Origin of the sequence: Streptomyces sp. NPDC005263, assembly GCF_042872365.1 — a bacterium.
Classification (GTDB): Bacteria; Actinomycetota; Actinomycetes; order Streptomycetales; family Streptomycetaceae; genus Streptomyces.
Map to the genome: position 1 here is coordinate 537,967 of NZ_JBIAKJ010000005.1, position 26,688 is coordinate 564,654.

At 72.9% G+C, this 26,688-nt stretch carries 20 protein-coding genes; 12 read left to right on the forward strand and 8 right to left on the reverse strand.

From position 1 onward, the window contains the following. Genes ACFYRY_RS24905 through ACFYRY_RS24920 form a run of 4 tightly spaced genes read left to right on the forward strand, consistent with a single transcriptional unit; the run spans position 1 to position 4,746 of the window. The gene (locus ACFYRY_RS24905) at positions 1-978 is read left to right on the forward strand and encodes a carbohydrate ABC transporter permease (RefSeq protein ID WP_389149615.1); all 978 of its coding nucleotides are present in this window, start codon (positions 1-3) and stop codon (positions 976-978) included. Further along, entirely contained in the window at positions 975-1,838 is an 864-nt protein-coding gene (locus ACFYRY_RS24910; RefSeq protein ID WP_389149618.1) for a carbohydrate ABC transporter permease, read from the forward strand. The genes ACFYRY_RS24905 and ACFYRY_RS24910 overlap by 4 nt, the downstream gene beginning before the upstream one ends. Positions 1,839-1,879: 41 nt before the next feature. Next, positions 1,880-2,860 (forward strand): hydroxyacid dehydrogenase, encoded by a 981-nt coding sequence (locus tag ACFYRY_RS24915; RefSeq protein WP_389150275.1) that lies wholly within the window; start codon positions 1,880-1,882, stop codon positions 2,858-2,860. Then, the gene (locus tag ACFYRY_RS24920; RefSeq protein WP_389149621.1) at positions 2,857-4,746 is read left to right on the forward strand and encodes a DUF2264 domain-containing protein; all 1,890 of its coding nucleotides are present in this window, start codon (positions 2,857-2,859) and stop codon (positions 4,744-4,746) included. The genes ACFYRY_RS24915 and ACFYRY_RS24920 overlap by 4 nt, the downstream gene beginning before the upstream one ends. A 125-nt stretch (positions 4,747-4,871) precedes the next feature. On the opposite strand, the gene ACFYRY_RS24925 is transcribed toward ACFYRY_RS24920, so the two are convergent. Then, complete coding sequence (locus ACFYRY_RS24925; RefSeq protein ID WP_389149624.1) at positions 4,872-6,206, reverse strand: endo-1,4-beta-xylanase; 1,335 nt, start codon at positions 6,204-6,206, stop codon at positions 4,872-4,874. Positions 6,207-6,555: 349 nt separating this feature from the next. Here ACFYRY_RS24925 and ACFYRY_RS24930 point away from each other — a divergent pair, with 349 nt between their 5' ends. The 6 genes from ACFYRY_RS24930 (at position 6,556) to ACFYRY_RS24955 (ending at position 17,264) form a co-directional block, all read left to right on the forward strand. After that, positions 6,556-8,133: an acyl-CoA carboxylase subunit beta gene (locus ACFYRY_RS24930; RefSeq protein WP_389150278.1), complete on the forward strand. Its 1,578-nt coding sequence runs from the start codon at positions 6,556-6,558 to the stop codon at positions 8,131-8,133. Between the two features lie 85 nt (positions 8,134-8,218). Then, complete coding sequence (locus ACFYRY_RS24935) at positions 8,219-10,009, forward strand: fatty acyl-AMP ligase (protein ID WP_389149627.1); 1,791 nt, start codon at positions 8,219-8,221, stop codon at positions 10,007-10,009. After that, positions 10,006-14,130, forward strand: coding sequence for an acyltransferase domain-containing protein (locus ACFYRY_RS24940; protein ID WP_389149630.1), 4,125 nt, complete (start codon positions 10,006-10,008; stop codon positions 14,128-14,130). Before ACFYRY_RS24935 ends, ACFYRY_RS24940 begins: the two co-directional genes overlap by 4 nt. Positions 14,131-14,190: 60 nt before the next feature. After that, positions 14,191-15,123, forward strand: a complete 933-nt coding sequence (locus ACFYRY_RS24945; protein WP_389149633.1) for an alpha/beta hydrolase — start codon at positions 14,191-14,193, stop codon at positions 15,121-15,123. Positions 15,124-15,245: 122 nt separating this feature from the next. After that, positions 15,246-16,472 (forward strand): PucR family transcriptional regulator, encoded by a 1,227-nt coding sequence (locus ACFYRY_RS24950; protein ID WP_389149636.1) that lies wholly within the window; start codon positions 15,246-15,248, stop codon positions 16,470-16,472. A 150-nt stretch (positions 16,473-16,622) separates the two neighbouring features. Further along, the gene (locus ACFYRY_RS24955) at positions 16,623-17,264 is read left to right on the forward strand and encodes a cutinase family protein (protein WP_389149639.1); all 642 of its coding nucleotides are present in this window, start codon (positions 16,623-16,625) and stop codon (positions 17,262-17,264) included. A gap of 78 nt (positions 17,265-17,342) precedes the next feature. Here the strand turns inward: ACFYRY_RS24955 and ACFYRY_RS24960 are convergent, their stop codons facing one another. The 4 genes from ACFYRY_RS24960 to ACFYRY_RS24975 all read right to left on the reverse strand — a co-directional run bounded on the left by ACFYRY_RS24960 (position 17,343) and on the right by ACFYRY_RS24975 (position 22,168). Beyond that, entirely contained in the window at positions 17,343-19,064 is a 1,722-nt protein-coding gene (locus ACFYRY_RS24960; protein WP_389149642.1) for a hypothetical protein, read from the reverse strand. A gap of 177 nt (positions 19,065-19,241) precedes the next feature. Beyond that, positions 19,242-19,415: a CsbD family protein gene (locus ACFYRY_RS24965; protein ID WP_389149645.1), complete on the reverse strand. Its 174-nt coding sequence runs from the start codon at positions 19,413-19,415 to the stop codon at positions 19,242-19,244. A 121-nt stretch (positions 19,416-19,536) separates the two neighbouring features. Further along, positions 19,537-20,418, reverse strand: coding sequence for a diacylglycerol/lipid kinase family protein (locus ACFYRY_RS24970; protein WP_389149648.1), 882 nt, complete (start codon positions 20,416-20,418; stop codon positions 19,537-19,539). 154 nt (positions 20,419-20,572) lie between these two features. After that, positions 20,573-22,168 (reverse strand): FAD-binding oxidoreductase, encoded by a 1,596-nt coding sequence (locus ACFYRY_RS24975; RefSeq protein ID WP_389149650.1) that lies wholly within the window; start codon positions 22,166-22,168, stop codon positions 20,573-20,575. A 79-nt stretch (positions 22,169-22,247) separates the two neighbouring features. Between ACFYRY_RS24975 and ACFYRY_RS24980 the strand changes: the two genes are divergently transcribed. Together ACFYRY_RS24980 and ACFYRY_RS24985 are read left to right on the forward strand one after the other, a co-directional pair. Further along, on the forward strand, positions 22,248-22,844 hold the full coding sequence (locus ACFYRY_RS24980) for a TetR/AcrR family transcriptional regulator (protein ID WP_389149652.1): 597 nt from the start codon (positions 22,248-22,250) through the stop codon (positions 22,842-22,844). Next, a complete protein-coding gene (locus ACFYRY_RS24985; RefSeq protein ID WP_389149654.1) occupies positions 22,841-24,544 on the forward strand; it encodes a glycerol-3-phosphate dehydrogenase/oxidase in 1,704 nt (567 codons plus the stop codon). Before ACFYRY_RS24980 ends, ACFYRY_RS24985 begins: the two co-directional genes overlap by 4 nt. 28 nt (positions 24,545-24,572) lie before the next feature. Here ACFYRY_RS24985 and ACFYRY_RS24990 read toward each other — a convergent pair whose 3' ends face one another. From ACFYRY_RS24990 to ACFYRY_RS25000, 3 genes are all read right to left on the reverse strand, one after another. After that, positions 24,573-25,211, reverse strand: coding sequence for an SAM-dependent methyltransferase (locus ACFYRY_RS24990; RefSeq protein WP_389149656.1), 639 nt, complete (start codon positions 25,209-25,211; stop codon positions 24,573-24,575). Positions 25,212-25,376: 165 nt separating this feature from the next. Beyond that, the gene (locus tag ACFYRY_RS24995; RefSeq protein ID WP_389149658.1) at positions 25,377-25,664 is read right to left on the reverse strand and encodes a hypothetical protein; all 288 of its coding nucleotides are present in this window, start codon (positions 25,662-25,664) and stop codon (positions 25,377-25,379) included. After that, entirely contained in the window at positions 25,657-26,490 is an 834-nt protein-coding gene (locus tag ACFYRY_RS25000; RefSeq protein WP_389149661.1) for a lysozyme, read from the reverse strand. Before ACFYRY_RS25000 ends, ACFYRY_RS24995 begins: the two co-directional genes overlap by 8 nt. Between the last annotated feature and the right edge of the window lie 198 nt (positions 26,491-26,688).

Below are 26,688 nucleotides of genomic sequence, written 5' to 3' on the forward strand. Positions count from 1 at the left end.
ATGACCGCGACCACCCAGCACACGCTTCCCGCCACCGCGCCACCGAGCGCCGCGCCGGCCGCCGACCGGCGCGCCCGCAAGGCTGCCCGCCGTCGCCAACTCACCGCCTGCGGCGTGCTGATGACGCCCTTCTTCGCCCTGCTGGTCATCGTCTTCCTGGTCCCCGTCGGTACCGCCGTCTACCTGAGCTTCTTCAGCGACGACCAGCCCGGTCTCGGCTTCGGCCCCGAACGCACCGTCTTCGTGGGGCTGCGCAGCTACGCGGCGGTCCTGACCGACCCGACCTTCCTCGGCGGTCTCGGCACCGTCGCCCTGTACTGCCTGATCTACATCCCGCTCATGGTGGTCGGCGCGCTCGCCCTGGCCCTGCTGCTGGACTCCGGTGTCGTGAAGCTGCGTGCCTGGGCGCAGCTGGCGCTGTTCCTGCCGCACGCGGTGCCCGGCATCATCGCCGCCCTGATCTGGCTGTACCTGTACACACCCGGAATCAGCCCGGTCATCGACCTGTTCGCCCGCGCGGACATCACGATCGACTTCCTCGGCGTGCACACCGTGATCCCGTCCATCGTGAACATCGCCCTGTGGAGCAACCTCGGCTACAACATGGTGGTCTTCTACGCCGCTCTGCAGGCCGTGCCCCGTGAGGTGATCGAGGCGTCCGTGGTCGACGGTGCCGGGCCGGTGCGTACGGCGTTGCAGGTCAAGACGCCGCTGGTGCGGGCCTCGATCGTGATGGTCGCCATGTTCACCCTCATCTGGGCGTTGCAGCTGTTCACCGAGCCGATGCTGCTCAGCCAGTCCTCCCCGATGATCAACTCCCGGTTCTCGCCGAGCATGTACATCTACGACGCGGCGTTCACCCGCAACAACTACAGCCTGGCGGCCGCCGCCTCGGTGGTCCTGCTGCTGTGCACGATCGCCCTGTCCTATGGCGTCACCCGCTGGACCAGCCGTGCCGACGCCCAGGAGGTCCGATGAGCGCCACCGACAGCACCCTGCTGCGCCCGCGGCTGCTCGGCCGTACGACGGTCAACGCCGTCGTCCTCGTCTCCGTCCTGTACACCCTGCTGCCCGCGCTGTGGCTGGTGCTCGCCGCGTCGAAGGACCGGGACGCGCTGTTCGGCAGCGACCTGCTGTCGCTGGGCGACTTCTCCTTCGCGCAGAACCTGCGCGACCTGTTCGCGATGGACGGCGGCCAGTACGGGCGCTGGTACCTCAACAGCCTGCTGTACGCGGTGCTGGGCGCGGGGGTCGGCGCGCTGGTGAGCGTCGCCTGCGGCTACGCCTTCGACAAGTACCGCTTCCGCCACAAGGAGAAGCTGTTCGGTCTGGTGCTGGCGGCGGTGATGGTGCCGCAGACCGTGCTGGCGCTGCCGCTGTACCTGCTGGCGTCGCAGGCAGGGCTGGTCAACACCTTCTGGGCGGTGTTCATCCCGGTCCTGTTCAACCCGTTCGGCGTCTACCTCGGCCGGATCTTCAGCCAGGGCTACGTCCCCGACGAGGTGCTGGAGGCGGCCCGCATGGACGGCGCGGGCGAGCTGACCGCCTATGTGCGGGTGGCGCTGCGGATGCTGGGGCCCGGGCTGGTGACCGTGTTCCTGTTCCAGCTGACCGCGATCTGGAACAACTTCTTCCTGCCCATGGTGATGCTGTCCGACCAGGACCTGTATCCCGTCAGTCTCGGCCTGTACCAGTGGAACAGTTCGGCGACGGTGTCGCCCGAGTACTACCCGGTGGTGATCATGGGCTCGCTGCTCGCCGTCCTGCCGCTCGTCCTCGCGTTCATCCTGCTCCAGCGCTTCTGGCGCGGCGGGCTGACCGCCGGAGCAGTCAAGTGAGCGCGCCGGGGCCGGGATTCCGCCCGCGCGCCGCCCTGGCGATGTCCCAGGACGCCGCCGGGGCCGTCCTCGACGCAGAGTCACTCGACGCCCTCGCCCGGATCTGTGATCTCGCCCCGCTCCCGGTCCTCGACGACCTGAGCACACCGCGCGCCCGCCAGGTGCTCGCCGACGTGGATCTGCTGGTCACCGGCTGGGGCTGTCCGCCGTTGGACGCGTCGGTGCTGCGCGCCGCGCCCCGGTTGCGGGCCGTGGCGCACACCGCGGGCAGCGTGCGCGGCCATGTCACCGACGCGTGCTGGGAACGCGGCATCGAGGTGTCGTCCGCCGCCGCGGCCAACGCCGTGCCGGTGGCCGAGTACACCCTCGCGATGATCCTGCTCACCGGCAAGCACGTCCTGGAACGGGCCCGCGACTTCACCGCCTCGAAGCGGCGCGCGAACTGGCTGCGCACCCCCCGCGAGGTCGGCAACCACCGCCGCACGGTGGGCATTCTGTCGGCCTCACTCGTGGGCCGCCGGGTCGTCGAGCTGCTGCGTCCGCTCGACGTCGAGGTCCTGCTGTACGACCCCTACGTCTCCGATGCCGACGCCGCCGAACTCGGTGTCCGGCCCGTGGGGTTGGCGGAGCTGTTCGCCCGCTGCGACACCGTCAGCGTGCACACTCCCCTGCTGCCCGCGACCCGCCAACTGGTGAGCCGTGAGCTGATCGACTCCATGCGGGCGGGGGCGGTGCTGATCAACACCTCGCGGGGTGCCGTCGTCGACCAGGAGGCGCTCACCGACGCCGTCCTGGCGGGCCGCGTCCGGGCCGTCCTGGACGTCACCGATCCCGAAGTGCTCCCGCCCGACCACCCGTTGTGGGACTGCGAGAACGCGCTCCTCACCCCTCACCTGGCCGGCTCCGAGGGCAACGAGTGGCGTCGGCTGGCCGACCACACGCTCGCCGAGATCGAACGGTGGGCCTCCGGCGCCGGGTTCCGGCATCCGGTACAACGCGAAAGGCTGGCCTTCCTGGCATGAGCATCCCGTTCGAACTGCCCGCGGAGGACCGCGCGTCCAGCCCGTACACCGGCTACACCCGAGGCCACTGGGAAGCGGTGGCCGATGGGCTGCTGACGGCGGCATGGCGCTGGAGCACCCCCGGCGGCGCGCTGCTCGACCTGCCCGGCCGGCCCTCACGTTCGGGGGTGCGCTCCGACGGTCTCGAGGGCTACGCCCGGACGTTCCTCGCCGCCGCCTTCCGGGTGGCGGGGGCCGGCGGCGACGATCCGCACGGCTGGCTGGACCGCTACGCGCGCGGCCTCGCCGCCGGCACCCGCACCCCCGGCCGCGAGGACACCGAGTCCTGGCCGCTGATCCTCGACCACCATGTGCAGGGCCAGCCCATGGTCGAGTCGGCGTCGGTGGCGATCGGGCTGCGGCTGACGGCACCGTGGCTGTGGAAGCACCTCGACGACGACGTACGGGACCGGGCCGAGGAGTGGCTGCGTGGGGCGCTGCGGCACACTCCGGCGCCGAACAACTGGTACCTGTTCCCCTTCACGGTGGCCGGGTTCCTGGAGTCGGTCGGCCGGGGCGACGCCGAGACGGCGGCCGTACGGGCACGCGCCCTGGAGCTGATGGAGACCTGGTACCGGGGCGAGGGCTGGTACGCCGACGGCGACGGGCGGGCCTTCGACCACTACAACGGCTGGGCGCTGCACCTGTATCCGGTGCTCGACGCACACCTGGGCGGCGACACCGAACTGTCCGCGCGGTACGGCCCCCGGCTGCGCGCCCACCTGGCCGGTTTCGCGCTGATGTTCGGCGCGGACGGGGCGCCGCCGCACTTCGGCCGTTCCCTGACCTACCGGTTCGCCGCCTCGGCCGCCGTCGGCCTGGGCGCCCTGACCGGGGACACCCCGCTCTCCCCCGGGACCTCCCGCCGGTTGGCGAGCGGCAGCCTGCGGTACTTCCTGGAGCGCGGCGCGCTGACCGACGACGGTCTGCTGAGCCTGGGCTGGTTCGGTCCGCACGAGGCGACGCTGCAGTCGTACTCGGGTCCCGCCTCCCCCTACTGGGCGTCAAAGGCGTTCGTGTCGCTGCTGGCGCCCGCGGACCATCCGCTGTGGACGGCCCGCGAGGAGGCCGCGCCGGTCGAGGAGGCCGACCGGGTGCTCGCCCTGCCGGCGCCGGGTCTGCTCGTACAGGCGACCCGCGCGGACGGGATCGTACGACTGCACAACCACGGCAGCGATCATGTGCGCCCGCACGAGGGCGAGGACCCCGGAGCCGACGATCCGCACTACGGGCGCCAGGCCTACTCGACCCGCACGGGGCCGACCGCGACCGGGAACGTCGCCGACAACCATCTGTCGCTTGAGGTGGCCGGCCGGCGCAGCGTGCGGCGGCGGATCCGTCCGCTCGGTGCGGGGCAGGGCGACGGGTGGGGCTGGGCGGCGTCCTGGCACCAGCCCGTGTTCGCCGGGGGGCCGCCCATGGTGCCGGGGCTGCGGGTGGAGAGCGTGACGGTGGCGCACGGGCCGTACGAACTGCGGGTGCACCGGGTGGTCGGGGCTCCGGCCGGAACCCTCCTGACGCAGACCGGGTGGGCCACCGGCCCCGAGGAGGACCTGGTGTCGGCCCTGCACGGCCCGTACGGGTGGAGCGGTCCCGCCGAGCCCGCCCGTGCCCCGCAGGGCACCGCGTACACGCCCTGGGCGCGGGTGCCGCGGCTGGTGGGCCGGGCCGGGGGCACCACGGTGCACGTCTGTGTCGCGCTGCTGACCGGCGGGGCGGCAGCGGGTGACCCCGCTCGGGCCGTCAGGTCCGTGACGGTGGACGGGGCCGAGGTCGAGGTGGGATGGGTCGGGGCACGGACCCGGATCTCGTTCGAGCCGCTGCGGGTGTCGCACGAACCGGTGTGACGGACGGTGCGGGTGACGGCCTTGGGCGGCGTGCAGGGTCATGTGGCTGCGGGAGGCGTCGCGGACCACGAGAGGGCGCGTCACAGGGTCGTGGCGCCCCCTCTCGTGTTCCCGCCCGCGGCAGGTCAGGACGCTGAGCACGACCCCAGTGCCGGAGTCGCCGTGCTGCCGTTCTTCATCACCGTGAAGCCGAAGCTGGTCGACGCCCCGGCGGCCAGCGAGCCGTTGCCGTTGGGCTTCATGGTCATGGTGTTGCCCGTGCCGTCCCAGGTGGGCGTGCCGTTCCAGGTGGTGGAGATCTTCTGCGGCGAGGTCACGGTGACCGTCGTCGTCCAGGTACTGATCGCCGAACCGCCCGCCGTGACGGTCACCTTGCCGTTGTAGCGGTCGCTCCACTCCTCCTGCTTGCTGTAGGAGACGGTGCACGCCGCCGTACCGCCACCGCCACCCGAACCCGAGCCGCCGAGCGCCGTGAGGACGGACGTGTAGGCGGGCTTCTTGGTGTAGTTGCCGTCGAACAGCAGCGGTGTGCCACTGGAACGCCAGGAGTACTTGTCGGTGACGCCCCACACCGTGATGCCGGTACAGCGCGACACGGCCAGGCAGGCGTTGACGACGTTGCTGTAGCTGTTGGCCTGGGCGGTGCCGGAGCCCTCGATGTCCAGCTCGGTGATCTGGACGTCGACGCCGAGGTCGGCGAAGCGCTGGAGGTTGGCCCGGTAGTCGGCGGGCACCGGGGAGGCGCTGTTGAAGTGGGACTGGAAGCCCACGCAGTCGATCGGGACGCCGCGCGCCTTGAAGTCCCTGACCAGGTTGTAGACCGCGTTGCTCTTCGCGTTGACACCGTCGGTGTTGTAGTCGTTGTAGCAGAGCTTGGCGGCCGGGTCCGCGGCGCGCGCGGTGCGGAACGCCTCCTCGATGAAGCCGTTGCCGAGCTTGTCCTGGAAGGGCGAGCTGCGCCGGGCGCCGCTGCCGCCGTCCTGGAAGGCCTCGTTGACGACGTCCCAGGAGTAGATCTTGCCCTTGTAGTGCTGCATGACCTGGGTGATGTGGTTGTTCATCGCCGTTCTGAGGTCGGCGGCGCCGAGCGTGCCGACCCAGCCGGGGAGTTGGGAGTGCCACACCAGGGTGTGACCGCGGATCTTCATGCCCTTGCTCTGCGCGTGGCTGACGATCTGATCGGCCGAGCCGAAGGAGAAGGAGCCCCGGGTGCCCTCGACGGCGTCCCACTTCATCTCGTTCTCGGGTGTCACGGAGCTGAACTCGGTGTCCAGCGTGGCGGCGTACGCCGACTCGCCCAGGTGGTTCGCGGCGACCGCGGCACCGAAGTAGCGGCCCTTGCCGGCCGCCGCGGAGCCCAGGGTGCTGGCGGCGTCCGCGGTCCCGGACAGGGCGGCGACACCGGTGGCGGCGAGCAGGCCGGCCAGACCCAGGGCGCCGATGGACTTGCGGGTGACCATCTCGTCCCCCTTCTGTCTCGTTGTTGAGGTCATGACATTTCGAAACTTTCGAACCTGGTTCCGAAGGGTGCGGGAGACGTTACGACCGGGTCCTCGCACCGTCAACGCCTCGCGCACGGGCCATTCTCAGTTGTCTCAAGAAGGCCGATCGGGAGAGACGTTCGCTCTCCGGACCGAAAGTTTCGAGAACGCCCATCGCTCGATCACCGACTGCGCGATGCCTGGACGTCGCTTGTCACGCCCGGACGAAGCCTCGCCCTTCAGCACTCACCTCCGGCAAACGCCGCCCCGATCCCCCCGGTCCTCGCCCCAGGCGCTGCCATATTCGAAGGCCACTTCGGAGGTGGCTGTGACGACTGAGGCGACAACGTCCGAGGCAAGGCAGACCGCGCCGTACGTGCCCGACGGCACCGCCGACCGCATCGCCGACCTGGAGCGGCGTCGGACGCGGGCGGTGTCCCCGGGCGGGGCCAGAAGACGGGGGGAGTTCGACGCCCGGGAGCGGATCGACCGGCTGGTGGACACCGGTTCGTTCACCGAGACCGGGCTGTTCGTCCGGGCCCGGTCCGCCGGGGACGGGGCCCGGCGGCCCCACGGCGACGGCGTGGTCACCGGGACCGGCACCGTCGACGGCCGCCCGGTCTGTGTGTTCGCGCAGGACTCCGGCGTCTTCGGCGGCAGCATGGGAGAGGCCTTCGGCGAGAAGACCATCGCCCTGATGGACCTCGCCCTGAAGACCGGCTGCCCCGTCGTCGGACTCAACGACGGCGGCGGCGCCCGCATCCAGGAGGGCGTCGCCTCCCTCGCCCGCTACGCCGAACTGGTCCACCGCAACGTGCGCGCGTCCGGGGTGATCCCGCAGATCTCGGTCGTGCTCGGGCCGTGCGCCGGCGGGGCCGCCTACTCCCCCGCGATCACCGACTTCACGGTGATGGTGGACGGCGCGTCGCACATGTTCGTCACCGGACCCGACGTCATCGAGACGGTCACCGGTGAACGCGCCACCGCCGAGGAACTGGGCGGCGCGCACACCAGCAACACCGTCAACGGCAACGCCCACTTCCTCGCCGCCGACGAGGAGGACGCCCTCGACACCGTGCGCGACCTGCTGTCGTACCTGCCCCCCAACAACCTGGAGCGGCCCCCCGAGTACACCCCGGCACCGCCGAGCGCCGACGGTGTGCCGCTCGACGAGGTCGTTCCCGACCGGCTCGGTCAGGCGTACGACATGCGCGACGTGCTGCGGGCGGTCGTCGACGACGGTGAACTCCTCGACGTGCAGGAGCTGTTCGCACCGAACATCATCTGCGCCCTGGCCCGCGTGGAGGGGCGTTCGGTCGGGGTCGTCGCCAACCAGCCGCTGCACGCGGCCGGTGTCCTCGACATCGACGCCTCCGAGAAGGCCGCGCGGTTCGTGCGGTTCTGCGACGCCTTCCAGATCCCACTGCTGACCTTCGCCGACGTCCCCGGCTATCTGTCGGGCGTCCGGCAGGAGCGGGGCGGCATCATCCGGCGTGGCGCCAAGCTGCTGTACGCGTATGCCGAGGCGACCGTCCCCAAGGTCACCGTGGTGGTGCGCAAGGCCTACGGCGGCGGGTACGCCGTGATGGGCTCCAAGCACCTGGGCGCCGACGTCAATCTCGCCTGGCCCACCGCCCGGATCGCCGTGATGGGAGCCGAGGGCGCGGTGGGCCTCCTGCACCGGCGCGAACTCGCCGCCGCCGACGATCCCGAGGCACTGCGCGCGCGGCTGGTGGCCGCCTACGAGAGCACCCACGGCACCCCCTACCTCGCCGCCGAACGCGGGTACGTCGACGCGGTCATCGCGCCGCGCGAGACCCGCGACCAGGTCTGCCGGGCCCTGCGCACCCTGCACGGCAAACGCGCGCCGATGCCGCAGCGCCGGCACGGCAACATCCCGCTCTGACCGGCCCACCTGCCCGACCCGCCCCGCCCGACCGACCCGCGTCACCCGCGAGCCGCCCCCCGCGTCGTGAGGAGCCACGCCACCCATGGACAGCCGCCGCCCCCCGCTCGCGCCCCCGTGCCGGACCCTGCCGGAGTACGTGTGGCACTGGGCCGAGACCACGCCCGACCGCCGGGCGTTCACCTTCGTCGACCATCCCGACCCGCACTCGCGCGGCGTCCACCGCACCCTGACCTGGCGGCGCCTGGACACGCGGGTACGGGCGGTGGCCGCCCATCTCGCCGCCGAGGCCGAACCCGGGGCACGGGTCGCGCTGCTGTGCCCCCAGGGCACGGAGTACGTCACCGGGTTCCTGGCGACGCTGGCGGCCGGGCTGGTCGCCGTACCGCTGTATCCGCCGAGCCTGCCGGGGCACGCCGACCGGCTGTCGGGGGTGCTGGCCGACGCCACGCCCACCGTCGTGGTGACCACCAGCCACGTCCGCGCGGAGGTGCGGGACTTCTGCGACCGCGCCGCGGTACGGGTCGTCGCCGTGGACGACGTGCCCGACTCCGCCGCCGGGGACTGGCGTCCGGTCACGGTGGACGAGGACGCGATCGCCTACCTGCAGTACACCTCGGGGTCGACCCGGGCGCCGGCAGGCGTGGAGATCACCCACGGGAACGTCGTCGCCAACGCCTGGCAGGCACTGACCGCCTACGGGGCCGACACGCGTCCGGTGACCTGCGTGGGCTGGCTGCCGCTGTACCACGACATGGGGCTGGTGCTGAGCGTCGCCGCTCCCGTCGCCCGCGGGGTGCCCTCGGTGCTGATGGACCCGGCCGCGTTCCTGCACCAGCCGGCGCGCTGGCTGCGACTGCTCGCCGCGCATCCGCAGGCGATCAGCGCCGCACCCAACTTCGCCTACGACTACTGCGCCTCGGCCGTCACCCCTGAGCAGAAGGCCGAACTGCGGCTGGGCGGGGTCGCCGCGCTGATCAACGGGAGCGAGCCGGTGCGCCCCGCCACCGTCGACCGCTTCCACGCCGCGTTCGCCGCGCAGGGACTTCCCGCGGACGTCCACTGCCCGTCGTACGGGCTGGCCGAGGCGACCGTGTTCGTCAGCGCCGCCCGGCCCGGTGAGCCGGTGCGCCGGTTCGCGCTCGACCGGGACGCCCTCGCCTCCGGAAAGGCCCTGCCCGCCCGCCCCGACGACCCGACGGCCGTCCTGCTCGCGGGCTGCGGCACCCCGGCGGGCCAACGGCTGCGCGTCACCGACCCGGAGACCGGCACGGTCCTGTCCGAGGGGGAGATCGGGGAGATCCGGGTGCAGGGCCCCAACATCGGCCGCGGCTACTGGAACCGGGCCACCGAGAGCCGCCGCGTGTTCGGCACCGGGCCGGCCGACCCTGCCGAGCGGACCGGGTCCGCGGACCCCGCGGCCGGAGGGGGCCGGTGGTTGCGCACGGGCGATCTGGGGACGGTTCTGGACGGCCGGCTGGTCGTCACCGGGCGGCTGAAGGACCTCATCGTCGTCGACGGGCGCAACCACTATCCGCAGGACATCGAGGCCACCGTCCAGGACACGCATCCGGCCGTGCGCCGGGACCGGCTCGCCGCCTTCTCCGTCCCCGGACCGACCGGCGAGCGGGTCGTGGTGGTGGCCGAGCACACCCGGTCCACCCGCGTGTCCGAGATCGACGTACCGGCCCTGGTGCGGGCGGTGCGCGGGGCGGTGTCCACCCGGCACGGGCTGCGCCTCGCCGACGTCGTCCTCGTGCCGCCGGGGGCGGTGCCCCGGACGTCCAGCGGGAAGGTGTCCCGGGCGTTGACCCGGGCGCGCTATCTCACGGGCGCCTTCACCGAGGCCGGCGGGGCGCCGGAGGACGCGCGATGAGGGCCGTCGGCGAGGCCGCGCTGCGCCGCCTGATCGCCGAGCGGGTGGCCGCCTGGAACGACACGCCGGTCGGGTCGGTCGCGATGGACCGGCCACTCGCGGACCTCGGCATGTCCTCCCGGGACGCGGTCGCCCTGGCCGGGGAACTGTCGTATCTGCTGGGCCGCGAACTGCCGTCGACGCTGCTGTGGGAGACACCCACCGGTGACGCCCTGGTGGCGCGGCTGTGCGGCGAGGCGGAGGATGATCCGGTCCCCGTCGAGGACCGGTCGGCGCCCGGCCGGTCCGGCGAGCCCTACCAGCCCTACGAGCCCGTCGCGGTCGTCGGGGTCGGCTGCCGGCTGCCCGGCGCGGTGCACGGGCCCGCCGACTACTGGCGGCTGCTGGACGAGGGCACCGACGCGATCCGCCGGGTGCCCGAGGACCGGTGGCGCGACTTCACCCCGTTCCCGCCCGCCGACGTGCCCGCGTACGGCGGCTATCTCGACGAGATCGCCGGGTTCGACGCGGACTTCTTCCACATCACCCCGCGTGAGGCCGCCGTGATGGACCCTCAGCAGCGGATCCTCCTGGAGGTGGTCCACGAGGCGCTCGCCCACGCGGCCGTCCCGGCCGCGTCCCTCGCCGGTACCGCCACCGGTGTCTTCGTCGGGATCTCCGCTCCGGAGTACGGGCAGCTCACCGGCGCCGACCCGGCCGCCGTCGATCCCTGGGCGCCGGCCGGCGCGGCCCTCAGCGTGGCGGCGGGGCGGCTGGCCTACGTCCTGGACACCCGGGGTCCGAGCATGGCCGTGGACACCGCCTGCTCCTCCTCGCTGGTCGCCGTGCACCACGCCTGCGTCAGCCTGCGCACCGGCGAGAGCGACACGGCGATCGCGGCCGGCGTCAACCTGCTGCTGTCCCCGACGGTCACCCTGGCGTTCCAACGGGCGGGCGCGCTGGCGCCGGACGGCCGGTGCAAGCCGTTCTCGGCCGCCGCCGACGGCATCGGCCGCGGCGAGGGCTGCGCGGCCGTCCTGCTGAAGCGGCTGTCGGACGCCGAGCGGGACGGCGACCGCGTGCTGGCCGTCATCCGCGCCACGGCCGTCAACTCCGACGGCCGTTCCGGCGGCCTGATGGCACCCAACCCGGCCGCCCAGCGGGCCGTGTTGAACACCGCGTACGCGCGGGCCGGTCTCGCCGCGGCGTCCGTCGACTACGTCGAGGCGCACGGCACCGGCACCCCGCTCGGCGACCCGATCGAGGCCGGCGCGCTCGACGCGGTGCTCGGCCCAGGCCGCGACCCCGACCAGCCGCTGCTGGTCGGCTCGGTGAAGGGAAACCTCGGCCATCTGGAGTCAGCGGCGGGCATCGCGGGCCTGGTGAAGACGGTGCTGGCCCTCCACCACGACCGCATCCCGCCGTCCCTGCACTGCGCGGACGGCAGCGCCCTGGGCGAGGAACGGCTGCGGGTGGTCACGGAGCCCGAGCCGTGGCCCCGCTACGGCGGCACGGCCACGGCCGGTGTCTCCGGCTTCGGGTTCGGCGGCACCAACGCCCATGCCGTACTGGAGGAATGGCGGCCCGGGGCCCTGGTTCCGGACGCGGGCGGGGAGCCCGTCGCCCAGCTTTTCCCGCTGTCGGACGTGGACTTCGAACGGGTCCGCGACACCGCGAGCCGGATCTCCGACTGGCTGCACACCCCCGAGGGCTCCACCGCTCGCCTCGCCGACCTGGCCCGCACCCTCACCGGACGCACCGGCCGCGGGCGGGCGCGCGCCACCGTGACCGCCCGTGACCGGGCCGAACTCGCGGACGCGCTGGGCGCGTTGGCACGTCAGCGGTCCCACGCGCGGGTCGTCACAGGCGAGCGCGACCGCGTCGGGCGCGGCCCGGTGTGGGTGTTCTCCGGGTACGGCAGCCAGTGGGCCGGCATGGGACGGCGACTGCTGGCGGAGGAACCCGCCTTCGCCGCCGCCGTGGAGAAACTGGACCCGCAGCTCGCCGCGGAGTGCGGGCTGTCGCTCTACGACCACCTGGCGACCGGCGGTGATCTCGACCGGCTGGAGGTGGCTCAGCCGGTCCTGTTCGGGCTTCAGGTGGCGCTCGCCGAGTTGTGGCGTTCCCGGGGCGTGGAGCCCGTGGCCGTGATCGGCCATTCCCTGGGCGAGGTGGCCGCCGCCGTGTGCGCGGGCGCCCTGGACGTGCCGGACGCGGCCCGGATCGTCGCCGTACGCGCCCGGCTGCTCAGTGGGCTGAGCGGGGGCGCGATGGCCGTGGTCGACGTACCCGACGACGAACTGGACGGACTGCGCCGGGACTTCCCGGGCGTGCATGTCGCCGTGCACTCCTCGCCCCGGCAGAAGGTCGTGACCGGGCGGGAGCCGGACGTGGCCGCGTTCGTGCGGCGGCTGGAGGAGCGGGGCCGGGCCGCCCGGGTCATGCGGGTGGTCGGCGCGGGGCACTCACCGCAGGTCGACGCGCTGCTGCCGGAGCTGACGGAGGCCCTGGCCGGGCTGCGGGGACGGGCGCCGCGCGTTCCCGTCTACTCCACCGTCCTCGACGACCCGCGCGGCGTCTCCCGTTTCGACGCCGCCCACTGGGCCGCCAACCTGCGACGGCCAGTGCGTCTGGACCGGGCGGTGGCGGCGGCCGCGCAGGACGGTCACACCGCGTTCGTCGAGATCTCCCCCCACCCGGTCCTCGGGCAGGCCGTCGCCGACACCGTCGCGGACGCGTTCGTCATCGGCACCCTGCGCCGGGGCGGCGACGACTCGGCCGCGTTCACCGCACAGCTCGGCGCCCTGTACACCGCGGGGCTGCGGCTGCCGGTGCCGTCCGGCCGGGTGGTCGACGTGCCCGCCCCGCGGTGGCGGCATGTGCGGCACTGGTGGACGGACGGCGTCCGGGACCGTCGCAGCGAGCCGACCGACGCGCCGCCTCCGGCGCGGGGTGCGACGGTGCCCGGGGCCGGGCCCGGATCTGATGCCGACGCCCATTCCGACTCCCGTTCCGACTCCCGTTCCGCTTCCGTAGTGGACCGTCTGAGGCATCACGTCGCCGCCGTCACCGGGCACCCGTCGGCGCGCGTCACACCCGGCACGGCGTGGGCGGACCTCGGACTGGACTCGCTCATGGCGGTCCGGATCCGGGCGGCCCTGCAGTGCGAGTTCGGGGTCGAGCTGCCGCTGCGTGACCTGCTCGCCTCCGGAACCGTCGCGGAGGCGGCCGAGCGGATCCGGCGCAGCCTCCCGCCGTCGGCCGCGTCTCCTTCGGGGGCTTCGGGTACGGCGCCCTCGGGGTCGGCGGCGCGTTCGGCGACGGGCGGGGACTCCCCGTTGAAGGTGCTGCGCGGCACCGGCTCTCGGCCTCCCCTCTTCCTCTTCCACGCCGCGGGCGGCTCGACCGACGTCTACCGGCGACTCGTCGAACGGCTCGGGGACGACCGGCCGGTGTACGGGCTGGAGCGGCAGGAGGGTGCAGGCACGGTGGCGGACAAGGCACGCCGGTGTGCCGAGGCCGTCGCCGCCGCGCATCCCGACGGCCCCTGTCTGCTGGGCGGTTGGTCCTTCGGCGGCTTCGTCGCCCAGGAGACCGCACGGCAGCTGACCGCCGCCGGACGCGCCGTGGACCTGGTGGTGCTCATCGACTCCGTACGGCCCCTCCCCCGGCCCGGCCACACCCCGGCCGACCGGATCCGCGCCCACCTCACCGGGTTCGCCCGGTACATCGGCGACACCTACGGCGTCCCGCTGACGCTGCCGTACGACGACCTGGTGGCCGTGGACGACGACGGCGAGCGCATCGACACCGTGCTGCGGGCCGTGCGCGAGGTCGCCGACGTGCCGCCCGCCGCGCTGGAGCACCAGCGGTCCTCCTATCTGGACCTGCGGATCGGCGAGGCCCACCGGCCGGGCCGGTACGACGGGCGGGTGCTGCTGTACCGGGCCCTCGACGCGGCACCGCACACCGTGCGCGACCCGGCGTACGAACGCGCGGACGAGGCGCTGGGCTGGGACGAGGTGTGCCCGCGTCTGGAGGTGGTCCCGGTACCCGGACACCATCTGTCACTGCTCGATCCGCCGCAGGTCGACGAGATCGCCGTACACCTGCGGCGGGTGCTCGCCGAGCCGACCCACTGAACCGGACCCCGAGCGGCCCGGCCGCGACGGGAACCCCGAGCCGGAAATCTAGGAGCCGCCATGTCCCCCCACTCCACCCCCGTGTCCCGACGCACCGTCACCAGAGCGGCGGCCGCCGCCGGGCTGACCGTCCTGTTCGCAGCCGGGCGCGCCCGGGCCGCGACCCGGATCGGGCCGCGCACCCTGGACGTGTCCGTGCCCTCCGCGGCGCTGGGCCGCAGCGCGCCCGTCCGGCTGATCCTGCCGTCGTCCTTCGCCAGTCAGCCGAACCGCACGTATCCGGTCCTGTACCTGCTGCACGGCGCGCACGACGACTACACCTCCTGGACCCGGGAGACCGACATCGAGGCGTTCACCCAGGGCCGCGAGCTGATCGTGGCGATGCCGGACGCCGGTCCCACCGGGATCCCGACCGCCTGGCGCAACGGGCCCGACTACGAGACCTTCCAGCTGGAGGAGGTGCCCGCACTGCTGCGCCGCGACTACCGGGCCTCGGGGGTCCGGGCGGTGGCCGGGGTCTCGACCGGCGGGTACGGGGCGATGGCGCACGCGGCCCGGCATCCCGGCGCGTTCGGCGCGGCGGCCTCCTACAGCGGCATCCTCGACACCACCGCTCCCGGCGTGCCGCCCCTCATGGACACCATCGTGGCCCGCGAGAACCTGGCGCCCGCCTCGCTCTGGGGCAATCCGATCCTGAACCTCCTCACCTGGCGGGACTTCAACCCGCGCGCCCGTGCCCAGGGCCTGCGCGGCACCGCCCTGTACGTCTCCAACGGCAGCGGGATCGGGGGCGGCGGCGGTGACCCGCTGCCCGGGGTGCTGGAGAGTGCGCTGTGGCCCTCCGCGCATCTGTTCACCGGCGCGCTGGCCCTGCTCGGCATCTCGGTGACGACGCACTTCTACAACGGCGGAGGGCACGACTGGGCGTACTGGAAGCCGGAGTTCGCCGCGTCGTGGCCGATGCTCGCCCGTGCGCTGGGGCTGCCCGAGTGATGTCGGAGCCATGGGGGCACGGAACGGAGCGCAGGGACCGTCCGTCCAACACGGGACGTCCCCCTCACCTCATGGGAAACACCCCACGGGTGAGCCGCTTCCGGGTGAAAGGAGTGTCCGCGATGGCTGTTCCCGCCCCCCACGGCGATCTGACCGGCCCCGGACCCGCACCGGTACCGCCCGAACTGGCCAAAGTACTGCGCGACCAACTGGAGTCGGTCGCCGACGAAGTGGAGGAGGAGGTCAGACGGCAGGTTCCCCAGTACGCCCGGCCCGCCGACGGGACCTACCGGGAGAACCTGAGATCCGGGGTGGTGCAGGCGCTGACCCTGTACGTCGACCACATCGCCGATCCACGCGGACGAGGCGACGCGATCGCCGCGACGTACTACGAACTCGGGCGCGGCGAAGCCCTGGAGGGCCGCAGCCTGGACGCGCTGCAGTCCGCGCTGCGGGTCGGCGGGCTGCACGCCTGGCGGCTGATGGGACGTACGGCGGAGGAACTCGGGCTGGACTCGACGGCCGTGGCCACCCTCGGCGAACTCGCCTTCCGGACCGTGCACGAGGTCGCCGAGGCGGCGGCCGCCGGCTACGCGGAGGCCCGGCTGCGCAGCACGGACGAGCTGGAGCGGCGTCGAAAACGCCTGCTCGACCTGTTGCTGGGGGACGGTCCGGTGTCGCTGGAGGCGGTGCACGATCTGGCGCACGGCGCGCGCTGGTCGGTGCCGCGGCAGATCGCCGTCGTCGCGCTCGCGGCCTGCCCGGAGCAGCGCGAGGAGGACCGTCCGCTCGCCGCGGCGGGCGCGCTGGTGGACATGGCCTCCCGGCCGCCGCGCATGCTGGTGCCCGATCCGGACGGCTCCGGCCGGTTCGGGCGGGCGTTCGCTCTCGCCCTGCGCGGCCGGCCGGCCGCGATCGGGCCGACGGTCGCGCTCACCGACGCGCCGCGGTCGCTGCGCTGGGCCAGCCGGGCCCTCGGGCTGATGGGCCGTGGGATCCTGCCCCGGCAGGGGGTGGTGCGGTGCGACGACCACCTCTCGACGCTGTTGCTGTACGGCGACGAGCCGCTGCTGGCGCAGGTGCAGGCGCGGGTCCTCACCCCGCTCGACTCCGTGTCGGCGGGGCAGCGTCCCCGGCTCGCCGAGACACTGCTGGCCTGGCTGCTCAGCGGCAGCAACGTCCCCGACGTCGCCGCACGGCTGCACGTGCACCCGCAGACGGTCCGCTACCGGCTCCGGCAGCTGGAGAAGCTCTTCGGCCAGGCGCTGCACGAGCCCGAGACCCGGCTGGACCTGGTGCTGGCGCTGCGCGCCGAGGAGTTGCGGAATCAGGGGGCGGAGAGCCGATGAAAAACCCCCGGGAACGATACTCATGCGGGCACAAAAAGACGCCGTAATTCCATAATCCGCTGCATAACAGTCCGCCGGGAAAAGCGAATACGTTCGGGACCGTTCCTTTTCGCAGGCGCGTCAAGCGCCCCGCACGCAGAGGATTCCCCCATGCGTATTCGCTTGTGCCTCGCCGCTCTCTCCCTGGTCGGCGGGGCCGGACTGGCCACCCTGTCGGCCCCCACAGCAACGGCCGCGGCCTGCACCGACATCGACGTCGTGGCGGCCCGCGGCACCTTCGAACCGGGCACGCTCGGTTTCATCGTCGGCGACCCGGTGTATTCCGCCCTCCAGAAGAAAATCACCGGAAAGACCCTCTCCAGCTACAAGGTGAACTATCCGGCGGACCTTTCCCTGACCTCGGCGGCGCAGGGCAACTCGGACCTCGTGAACCATGTCAGGAGTCAGGCCGCCGCATGCCCGAACCAGCGTTTCATTCTGGTGGGCTATTCGCAGGGCGCGAACGTCGTCGACAACTCGATCGGTATCAGCAGCGCGGGCGCGGTGGTCGGCAGCCCGATCGTCGCCACCCTCCCCGCCGCCCTCGAACCGAAGGTCTCCTCGGTGCTGCTGTTCGGCAACCCGATCCGGGCGATAGGCAAGAGCGTCACCGGGACCTACCAGAGCCGCACCATCGACTTCTGCGCCAAGGGCGACCCCGTCTGTGAGAACGGAGGGGGTGACGTGGGGGCGCACCTCGGCTACACCGCGAACGCGGACGCGGCGGCTTCCTTCGCCGCCGGCCGCCTCTGAGCCGGACCGTTCGTTCCGAGCCGCACGCACGGGGGCCCGGGAGGTGATCACCTCCCGGGCCCCCGTGCGTGCGGTCTCCTATCGGGGTGAGCGCGCGAACCGCGCGAGGTTGGTGGAGGTGGGCTCGGGCTGTCCGTTGTTCTGGACGGGCGCCGCGGTCAGCACGTCGAGGTGCTGGTAGCCGTCGGCGATCACCGGATGCAGGTCGGCCGGGACCCGGCCCGACAGCAGCCCGTCGCCCGCGAGCACGGTGAGCGTCGGGTTGGCGGTGAGCCCCTCGGGATGCACGACCAGCCCCTTCACCTGCGGCGAGGTCCACAGTTGGAGGTCGGTGACCAGCTTGGTCGGGAAGTACTGCTCGGTGAAGTCCAGCGGCTGCTGCGCGAGACTGCGGGCCAGCTCCCGGATGTCGGTGACCTCCTTGCCCGCGCCGGTGAAGGGGGTGCCGTCCGCCGACCGGTGTCCGGGGTCGTCGGGGTCGCCGACCCGGTCGTAGTTCCGCCAGGTGTACAGCGGGCCGTGCGGCCGGTCGGGGATGGCCTTGTACTCGGTGCCGAAGAGGGCCGGTTGTGCGGCGCTGCCGTTGGCGACGGGGAAGTTCTTGTCGGCGATCGGTCCGCCGTCGAAGAGCCCGACGCTGCTCTGCAGGAACGCCAGGGGGACGGAGTTGTCGTCCATCAGCGCACCCAGGACGGCCGCGTTGGTGAGGCGGAAGTCCTTCACGGCGGGCGTGCCGCTGAGGAAGGTGGCGGTGTCCTTGGAGAACAGGAAGCGGTTGGTGGCCTCGATGTTGACGTTGACGGGCAGATAGCGGGGCAGGTCGGCCTCACCGTCGGGGGCGTCGACCGCGCCGAGTCCCGCGATGGCGAGCAGGGTCATGGTCTCGGGGTTGAGCAGGACCGGCGCGGACAGGGTGCGGGAGAGCACCCCGCTGTCCAGGCCCGCCTGCACCACGCCGTAGCCGAGGCCGATGTCGGGCAGGTTGGTGTCGTCGGGGATGCTGCCGCTGAGGTCGCCGAGGGACGTGGAGACGGTGGTGTCGAGGGCGAAGTAGCCGGCGCACTGGTTGTGTCCGGCGTCGGCGGTGGTGGCCCGGTCGCCGTCGAAGTCGGCGGTCGCGAAGTACCCGGTGATCACTCCGCCCAGCGAGTGCCCGCCGCACAGCACCTTGTTCCTGCGCACTTCCTGGTCGGGGAGTTCGGCGGCCAGCAGGTCGTACTCGTCACGGACGGTCTGTGCGATGCCGAGCTTCGCCATCCAGCCGAGGCGGTCGTTGCCGACGTAGCCGTCGAAGGTACGGCCGGCGACCTGTTTGCCGCGGTAGTAGTAGTCGACGGAGGTGTGCTGGTCGCCGGAGGCGATGCCGGTGCGGTCCTCCAGGCAGTTGGAGCGCCGGTCCAGGGCCCAGAACTCGATGTGGCTGCCCTGCTCGGCGGCGCGTGCCACGGTGTTGCGGGCGACGCTGTCGAACGCTCCGGCGCCTTCCAGGATGCCCGGCTGGGCGAGGAGGACCCGGTCGGCGTCGGCGGAGGCGGCCGGTCCGGCGGAGGAGCGGTAGCGCAGGTACGACAGCCAGTCGCACGCCGCCGGTCGCGCCCCGAAGGACGCCGGAAGCGGCACCTTGACCCGTACCACCGACTCGACCACCCCGTCCGCCGGCGCCGAGGTCGTCACCGGCGACTCAGTCCGCGCGGCCTGTGCCTGGGCCCCGGGAGCGACGGCTGTCAGCGTTCCCGCGGTCAGCAGTACCGCCAGCGCGGCACGTCGCCACGTTCCTTTTCTGCTGCGACTCGTCTTCATAGCGGGACGGTAGGGCCGGGGCCGCGGCCCGCTCAGGCGGTGCTCACAGGAATTCAGCTCATCCGGCCGCCCTTTGTCACCGGATTACACAGAAAGGGCGGGACCCCGCCCGATGAACGCGGATCCCGCCGCTGCTTTCCTGATGTCCGGCCGCCGACTTCCCGGTGCTCGCAAAGCTCAGTGCTTGAAGGCGTCCTTCGCCTTCTCCTTGGCCTGACGTGCGTCGCCCTTCGACTGTTCGGCGCGGCCCTCGGCCTCCATGCGCTCATTGCCCACGGCGCGGCCGATCGTCTCCTTGGCCTTTCCCTTGGCCTGTTCCTTCTTCCCCTTGGCCTTCTGGTCTCCGGTCACGTTGTCTCACTCCAAGCCATCTCGACTTCGGTGTCGTCCTTCGGGTAGCCGCCTCGGCAATTCCCAAACCGTGCGGAGAATTGCGTTCGGCCATCCGATGTGCCGTGTTTACCGGTCAGGGTCAGGACAACACCTGGAGCGCTCCGGGCAGCACTCTGGCCGTCACCGGCAGCTGGGCCTCGACCTCGCCGTCGGCGCCGTAGGGCACGGTGCGGTCGGCCTCGAAGCGGATCTCCCGGCCTCGCAGGACGCGTACCTCGGGGCGGTGGACGTGGGCTCCGGACCTGAGGTCGTTCATCAGGGCGAAGAACAGCAGGCGTGGTGCCTCGCGGATCATCACGACGTCCAGCAAGCCGTCGTCGAGGCGGGCGTCGGGGGCGACGAGGCGGCCCGACCCGTAGTAGCCGGAGTTGGCGGCCACGACCGTGTAACCGGTGTGCGGATGTTCCTCGCCGTCGACGGTGACCCGGTAGCGCACCGGTCGCCAGGTGGCGACCGCTCGCAGTCCGCCCGCGTAGTAGGAGGCGGTGCCGCGCAGGAGCCCGGCGCGGTTGGCGTGCCGGTTGGCCAGCGCGTCCACTCCCGCGTACACACTGCCGAGCACCACCGTGCGGTCGTGGACGGCCGAGCTGACCTCGATGGCGTCGACCGGGCGTGGCTCGTGGTGCAGCAGGATCCGGGCCAGGCCGACCGGGTCGGCGGGCAGTCCCAGCGCCCGCGCGAAGTCGTTGCCACGGCCGGCCGGAACGAGCCCGAACAGCGTGCCGGTGCCGCTGAGGGCTCCGCCGACGCGGCCGGTGATGCCGTCACCGCCGACGGCGAGGACCACCCGCCCCCGCTCCCCCGCCTGCCGGGCGATGTCCTGGGCGTGGGCGAGGCTGCGGCTGTACTCGGTCTCCAGTTCCGCCCCCGCCTCCCGCAGCAGCCGCGCCACCGCGAGCAGGGCCGCGGCGCCGGTGGATCCACCCGCGGTGGGGTTGACGACGGCGGTGAACTGTCGCATCGGGGTGCCTCCGGGGCTGACGGCAAGGGGGAAGGGGGAAGGGGGGAATAACGGCAGGACAGCAGGACGGGTATCAGGATGACCGGACGTGCGGACCTGCCGGGGCCGGGGGGCGGCCGGGCGGGCCGGAGGGCCGGACAGTAGCGGGCGAGGGTCAGTCCGCGGGCAGCAGGACCCCGGGGTTGAGCAGTCCGGCGGGGTCGAGGCGCCGTTTGACCGCGCGCAGGGCTTGGATGCCGAGCTCGCCCGCCTCCCGGACGTACCAGTCCCGGTGGTCGGTGCCCACACCGTGGTGGTGGCTGATCGTGCCGCCCGCGGCGAGGATCGCGTCGCCCGCGGCGCGCTTGGCCCGGGCCCAGTGCGCCACCGGATCGTCGCCCTGGGCGGAGACCACGGTGAAGTAGAGCGAGGCCCCGTTCTCGTACACGTGCGAGATGTGGCACATGACCAGGGGCGGGGTACCGGCGTCGGTGAGGGTGCCGGTGAGCGCCTCACGGACGGCGGCGTACAGCGCGGGGACGCGGGACCAGAAGGCCGCCGTCTCCAATGTCTCCGCGAAGGCTCCGGCGTCGAGGAGGGCGTCGCGCAGGTAGGGGGCCGAGTAGCGGCCGTGGGCCCAGCGCCGCCCCGGTTCCTCGCCCAGGGAGGTTCCGCCGTGGGCACTCAGCAGGGCGGCGGCCCGGTCCCGCTGGTACGCGGTGTCCTCCCGGGTGCCCTCGAAGCCGACGACGGCCGTGCAGCCGTCGGTCCGCGGTGCCGGCGAGGACCCGATGGCCTCGGGGTGGGCAAGGCCGATCAGCGTCTCCGTCTCGTCGGACAGCCGCAGGACCGTCGGGCGCGGCCCGTCCTGGGCGAGTCGGCGCAGTGCGGCGGCGCCCTCCTCGAAGGAGGCGAACCGCCAGCCCTCGTAGTGACGGATCTGCGGGACGGGGCGGATCCGGACGGTCACGGACGTGATGACACCGAACGCGCCCTCGGACCCGAGGATCAGCTGGCGCAGGTCGGGGCCGGCGGCCGAGCGGGGGGCGCGGCCCGCCTCCAGGGTGCCTTCGGGGGTGGCGAGGGTAAGTCCGAGCACCATCTCGTCGAAACGGCCGTAGCCCGCGGACGCCTGTCCGCTGGAGCGGGTGGCGGCGTAACCGCCGAGGGTGGCCCACTCGTAGGACTGCGGGAAGTGGCCGAGGGTGAAACCGTGTTCGGCCAGGAGCGCCTCGGCCTGCGGGGTCCGCAGGCCGGGTTGCAGGGTCGCGGTGCGGGAGACCGGGTCGAGGGCGAGCAGCCGGTCCATGCGGCGCAGGTCCAGGGCGACGAAGGTGCCCCTCGTTCCGGGGGCGAGGCCGCCGACCACGGAGGTGCCGCCGCCGAAAGGGACCACCGCCAAGCCGTGTTCGGTGCATGTCCGCAGTACGGCGAGCACCTCGTCGTGCCGCGCCGGGAGGACGACGGCCGCCGGGAGGTCCGCGACGTCGCCGTCCCGTATCCGCAGCAGGTCGGGGGTGGACTTGCCGCGGGTGTGCCGGATCCGGGTCGGAGCGTCGGTGCGCACGTGCTCCGCGCCGCCGACGGCGGTGGCCAGGGCCTGGTGGGCGACGGCGTCCAGGGATGACGGGGGGACGGGAATGTCCGCCATCGGGACCGGTTCGGTGGCGCGCGGCTTGACCCCGAGCAGGTCGCGCAACAGCCCGATCACCGGCTCCGGGAGGGGCTGGGCCCTGGCCGGGTCGCCCCAGCCGCTCCACAGCATGTCCATGACTGTCGTCCTCACCGGTTGATTCGGGATGTGCCGTTCGGAGCCTCGAGGCACCTGCGGGGTGGTTACACTGTTACACATGACGCCTATTCGTCACAACAGCTCGGATGACGCGGTCCTCGACGCGGTGCGCGACTGCGTGCTGGCCGTCGGCGTCCGCCGCACCACCCTCACCGACGTGGCCCGCCGCGCCGGGGTCTCCCGGATGACGCTGTACCGGCGCTGGCCCGACGTACGCACCCTGGTCGGCGACCTGATGACCCGGGAGTGGGTCGACGTGGCCACCCGGGCCATGCCCGAACGCCACCCCGGCGCGCGGACCCGGGACCTGATCGTCGACGGACTGGTGACCGGGGTGGACGCCTTCCGCGGCCACCCGCTGTTCCGCAAGATCGTCGACGTCGATCCCGAACTGCTCCTCCCCTACGTGCTGGACCGGCGCGGGGCGAGCCAGTCGGCGCTGCTGGGGCTGTTGGCGGAGGCGCTGCGGGAGGGGCACGCCGACGGGTCGGTGCGCCCCGGCCACGTCGAACGGCAGGCGCGCTCCCTGCTGCTGCTCGTGCAGTCCTTCACCCTGTCCCTGCGGACCATGACCGACGAGGACGACCCCGAGCTGACCGGCGCGGCCTTCCTCGGGGAGCTGCGGACCATCCTGGAGAGGACCCTCACACCATGAGCCGGACCGGCGGCCCGGCGGCCCGGCCAGTGTCTCCGTCGTCATGGTCCCCGTCGTCAGGATCGGCGTCGCCAGGGTCCCCGTCGTCGGCGTCGTCGTCGCTCTGTGCCGCCCGGCGGGCGCGGGAGCTGGCCGCCACCGTCGACGGGCCGGTGGTGGACGTCCTGGTCGTCGGTCTGGGCGCCACCGGAGCCGGTGCCGCTCTGGACGCCGCGGCCCGCGGGCTGAGCGTCGTCGCCGTGGACGCGCACGACCTCGCGTTCGGCACGTCCCGCTGGAGCTCCAAACTCATCCACGGCGGTCTGCGGTACCTGGCCTCCGCGCAATGGGACGTGGCCCACGAGAGCGCCGTCGAACGCGGGGTCCTGATGGAGCGCACCGCGCCCCACCTGGTCGGCGCCCAGCCGTTCGTGCTGCCGCTGACCGCGCTTCTCTCGCGCCGTCGGGCGGCCCTGGCATGGGCGGGGCTCCGCGCCGGGGACGCCCTGCGTCTGACGGCCCGCACGGCCCGGGCCACTCTGCCCGCGCCGCGTCGGCTGTCCGCGGTGGAGACCCGCCACCTGGCTCCGGCACTGCGCGCCGACGGCCTGCGCGGCGGCCTGCTGTCCTGGGACGGCCGGCTCACCGACGACGCCCGGCTGGTGACCGCGCTTGCCCGCACGGCCGCCGCGCACGGCGCCCTGATCCTGACCCGGGTCCGCGCCCTGGAACTCACCGGCTCCGGCGCCCGGGTACGGGACGAACTCACCGGCCGGGAAGGGCACATCCGGGCACGGGCGGTGATCAACGCCTCCGGTGTGTGGGCGTCGGACCTGGTCGACGGCATCCGGATACGACCGTCCCGCGGCACCCATCTGGTCCTGCGCTCGGAGCACCTCGGCCCACTGCCCGCGGGGCTGCACATCCCGGTTCCCGGCGAGAGCAACCGCTTCGTCCTGGTCCTGCCGCAGGGCGACGGCCGGGTCTACGTCGGGCTCACCGACGAACCCGTGGAGGGCGGGGTCCCGGACGTGCCCGAGGCCCCGGAGTCCGACATCGGGTTCCTGCTCGACGTCCTCGGCTCCGTGCTGGACGTGCCCGTCCACCGCGAGGACGTCGTAGGGGCGTTCGCCGGTCTGCGCCCGCTGCTGGACACGTCGGCGGACTCCGGTACGGCGGCCGGGACCGCCGACATCTCCCGCCGGCACGCGGTGCTGACCGCGCCGGACGGCGTGGTCACCGTGGTCGGCGGCAAGCTCACCACCTACCGCCGGATGGCCGAGGACGCCGTCGACGCCGCCGTCGCCGCCCGCCGCCTCATGGCCGGCCCGTCCCCCACCGCCTCGCTGCCGCTCGTCGGCGCCGCGTCACCGCACACCCTCGGCGGCGTGCGGGCGCCACAGCGCCTGGTCCGGCGCTACGGCACCGAGGCCGCGGCCGTGCACGCGCTCGGGGAGAGCGACGCCCGGCTACGGGAGCCCGTGGTGCCGGGGCACCCCGTCACCCGCGCCGAACTCCTGTGGGCGGTACGCCACGAGGGGGCGCTCGACCCGGCCGACCTGCTCGACCGGCGCACCCGCATCGGTCTGGTGCCTCACGACCGTGCGGCGGCGCTGGAGGTGGTGCGGGAGATGTCGCTGGAGGTCCTGGGCGAGGACCTCGGTGCAGGGTTCGGTGAGGTGACGGGGGCGGGCACGGGCGTGGAACCGGGTGAGATCTGAGCGGGGTGAGCGCGGGCGGCGCCGGTCGTCAGTGACCGGCGCGCTGGATCCGCCACACGTTGTCCTCGCGGAAGCCTTCGATCCCCTCGGGGGAGACGCTCGGCTTGCGCACCTTCTCCATGGTCGTGAAGGACCACTCCCCCTCCGGGAGCGCGAGCGCCGCCCGCACGCCCGTCAGCGTCGGGAACTCCACGTCGAAGGGCGGTTCGTCCTGCCACGACGGCCAGCCCCCGTGCATGACGATCAGGAGCGTGCCGCCGGGCGCCACCGCGGCGGCGGCCCGCCGCAGCACCCGGTCCTGGTCCAGGGGCACCGGGGACTGCAGGAACTGCGCGCTGACCAGGTCGAAGGACCCTTCCGGGAACGTCACGCCCAACTCGTGCCGCTCCCACCGGACACGGTCGGCCACTCCTGCGTCGGCGGCGTGCCCGGCCGCGCGTTCCAGAGCCGTACGGGAGATGTCGGCTCCGGTGACCCGCCAGCCGCGCGAGGCCAGCCACACCGCGTCCGCTCCCTCGCCGCACCCCAGGTCGAGCGCGGTGCCCGGCGTCAGGCCGGTCACCTCACGCACGAGCAGCGCGTTGGGCCGACCGCTCCAGATACGGTCGCCGCCCTGATAGCGGGCCTCCCAGAACTCGGCGGCCGGTGTCGGGTGGATGTGGGTCATGGCGCCTCCTGGGCGGAACACTGCTGGTCGTCTCGCAAGGAAGCCTCCGCCGTAACGGCCCCTCCGGCAAATGAAGTTGCCGGTTCGGCAACGAGGACGGGGCGGCAGTTCCCGGTCGGCTCATGTGCCGTCCGGGGGCTGCCGCCCCGTCCTCGTGCCGCCCGGCTATTCGCCGTCCCGGCTGCGCACCGTCGTCTCCACGTCCGCCTGCACCTCCTGTCGCGACCGGCCCCGTTCCGAGGCGTACTCGGCCAGCGTGGACTGGGCTTCACGGTCGAGGTCGCGCCAGGCGCGCCAGGCGGTCTCGTAGGTGACGGTCTGCTGCTTGGTCCACTTGTGCTCGGCGGGCGGACCGAGGGAGTGCCGCAGCTCTTCGACCCGGTTGTGTGCCTGGTTCGCCGCACGCTGTTTCTCCACCACCTCCTCGAAGGTGGGGGCTGGGTGATCAGCCATGGGCGAGCGCCCGGAGCTTGTCGGCCGAGCCGTTGAACCTGTCGTGGTCGCCGACCGTCGGCCCGGAGGAGGTGTACTGCCACATCGTGTACTTGGTCCAGCCTGCCGGCAGGGTGCCCGCGGTCGAGGCGTAGCGGGCGATCCACAGCGGGTTGGCGGCGAACCCGCCGTAGTTGCCGGTGCATTGGCTCCACCAGGTGGTGGCCGTGTAGATCACGGCGGACCGGCCGGTTCGGGCCTTGTACCGGTCCAGGAAGTTGCGGATCCAGGTGACCATCGCGCTCGGTGACTTGCCGTAGCAGGAGTCGCCGTACGGGTTCCACTCGATGTCGAGTGCGCCGGGCAGGGTCTTGTCGTCCTGGGACCACTTGCCGCCGTGGTCGACGAAGTAGTCGGCCTGGGTGGCACCGCCGGTGGTGTCCGGGGTCGCGAAGTGGTACGCCCCGTGGATCATTCCCTGGTTGTAGGAGCCGGCGTACTGCTGACTGAAGTAGGGGTTGCGGTAGTACGTCCCCTCAGTCGCCTTGGCGTAGGCCCAGCGCACTCCGCTGGTCCAGAGGGTCGACCAGGACACGTTGCCCTGGTAGCTGGCCACGTCCACACCCTCTGTCTGGGTGGCGCGGGTACCTAGGGGCAGACCGTCGCGGCCGTCGTGGGCCGCGACCCCCATGCCCATGAAGGCGGAGCCGCGGACGGGCGAGGGATCCGGGGCCGCGGAGACCGCGGCCGGGGCCAGTTGGACGCACGCGGCGGCGAGCACAGTGGCGGCCACGAGCAGACGTGAGCGGCTCAGGGCCGCGGTGATGGATATTCGCACGCTCTCCATCTGACCCGCAGAAGGGCTCCGGTGCCTCGGCCGACTGATCCGTGGGAGTGAACGAACTCGGACGGCCGCACCCGTCAGTGGGTATGTCGCCGACTGTCGGGGGCGGCCCTTCGGGGACGAGAGGGAGGGCCATCCGGCCGTCCGCACGGCCCAGTTGATCCGGATCAGTCGGTTCGGCCAGAGCCGGATCCGTCGTCT

Coding starts and splice junctions, on each gene's coding strand:
- ACFYRY_RS24940 (WP_389149630.1), top strand. CDS start 10,006: ATGAGGGCCGTCGGCGAGGCCGCGCTGCGCCGCCTGATCGCCGAGCGG.
- ACFYRY_RS24970 (WP_389149648.1), bottom strand. CDS start 20,418: ATGCGACAGTTCACCGCCGTCGTCAACCCCACCGCGGGTGGATCCACC.
- ACFYRY_RS24975 (WP_389149650.1), bottom strand. CDS start 22,168: ATGGACATGCTGTGGAGCGGCTGGGGCGACCCGGCCAGGGCCCAGCCC.
- ACFYRY_RS24905 (WP_389149615.1), top strand. CDS start 1: ATGACCGCGACCACCCAGCACACGCTTCCCGCCACCGCGCCACCGAGC.
- ACFYRY_RS24935 (WP_389149627.1), top strand. CDS start 8,219: ATGGACAGCCGCCGCCCCCCGCTCGCGCCCCCGTGCCGGACCCTGCCG.
- ACFYRY_RS24955 (WP_389149639.1), top strand. CDS start 16,623: ATGCGTATTCGCTTGTGCCTCGCCGCTCTCTCCCTGGTCGGCGGGGCC.
- ACFYRY_RS24945 (WP_389149633.1), top strand. CDS start 14,191: ATGTCCCCCCACTCCACCCCCGTGTCCCGACGCACCGTCACCAGAGCG.
- ACFYRY_RS24995 (WP_389149658.1), bottom strand. CDS start 25,664: ATGGCTGATCACCCAGCCCCCACCTTCGAGGAGGTGGTGGAGAAACAG.
- ACFYRY_RS24985 (WP_389149654.1), top strand. CDS start 22,841: ATGAGCCGGACCGGCGGCCCGGCGGCCCGGCCAGTGTCTCCGTCGTCA.
- ACFYRY_RS24910 (WP_389149618.1), top strand. CDS start 975: ATGAGCGCCACCGACAGCACCCTGCTGCGCCCGCGGCTGCTCGGCCGT.
- ACFYRY_RS24950 (WP_389149636.1), top strand. CDS start 15,246: ATGGCTGTTCCCGCCCCCCACGGCGATCTGACCGGCCCCGGACCCGCA.
- ACFYRY_RS24925 (WP_389149624.1), bottom strand. CDS start 6,206: ATGGTCACCCGCAAGTCCATCGGCGCCCTGGGTCTGGCCGGCCTGCTC.
- ACFYRY_RS24960 (WP_389149642.1), bottom strand. CDS start 19,064: ATGAAGACGAGTCGCAGCAGAAAAGGAACGTGGCGACGTGCCGCGCTG.
- ACFYRY_RS24980 (WP_389149652.1), top strand. CDS start 22,248: ATGACGCCTATTCGTCACAACAGCTCGGATGACGCGGTCCTCGACGCG.
- ACFYRY_RS24920 (WP_389149621.1), top strand. CDS start 2,857: ATGAGCATCCCGTTCGAACTGCCCGCGGAGGACCGCGCGTCCAGCCCG.
- ACFYRY_RS24915 (WP_389150275.1), top strand. CDS start 1,880: ATGTCCCAGGACGCCGCCGGGGCCGTCCTCGACGCAGAGTCACTCGAC.
- ACFYRY_RS25000 (WP_389149661.1), bottom strand. CDS start 26,490: ATGGAGAGCGTGCGAATATCCATCACCGCGGCCCTGAGCCGCTCACGT.
- ACFYRY_RS24990 (WP_389149656.1), bottom strand. CDS start 25,211: ATGACCCACATCCACCCGACACCGGCCGCCGAGTTCTGGGAGGCCCGC.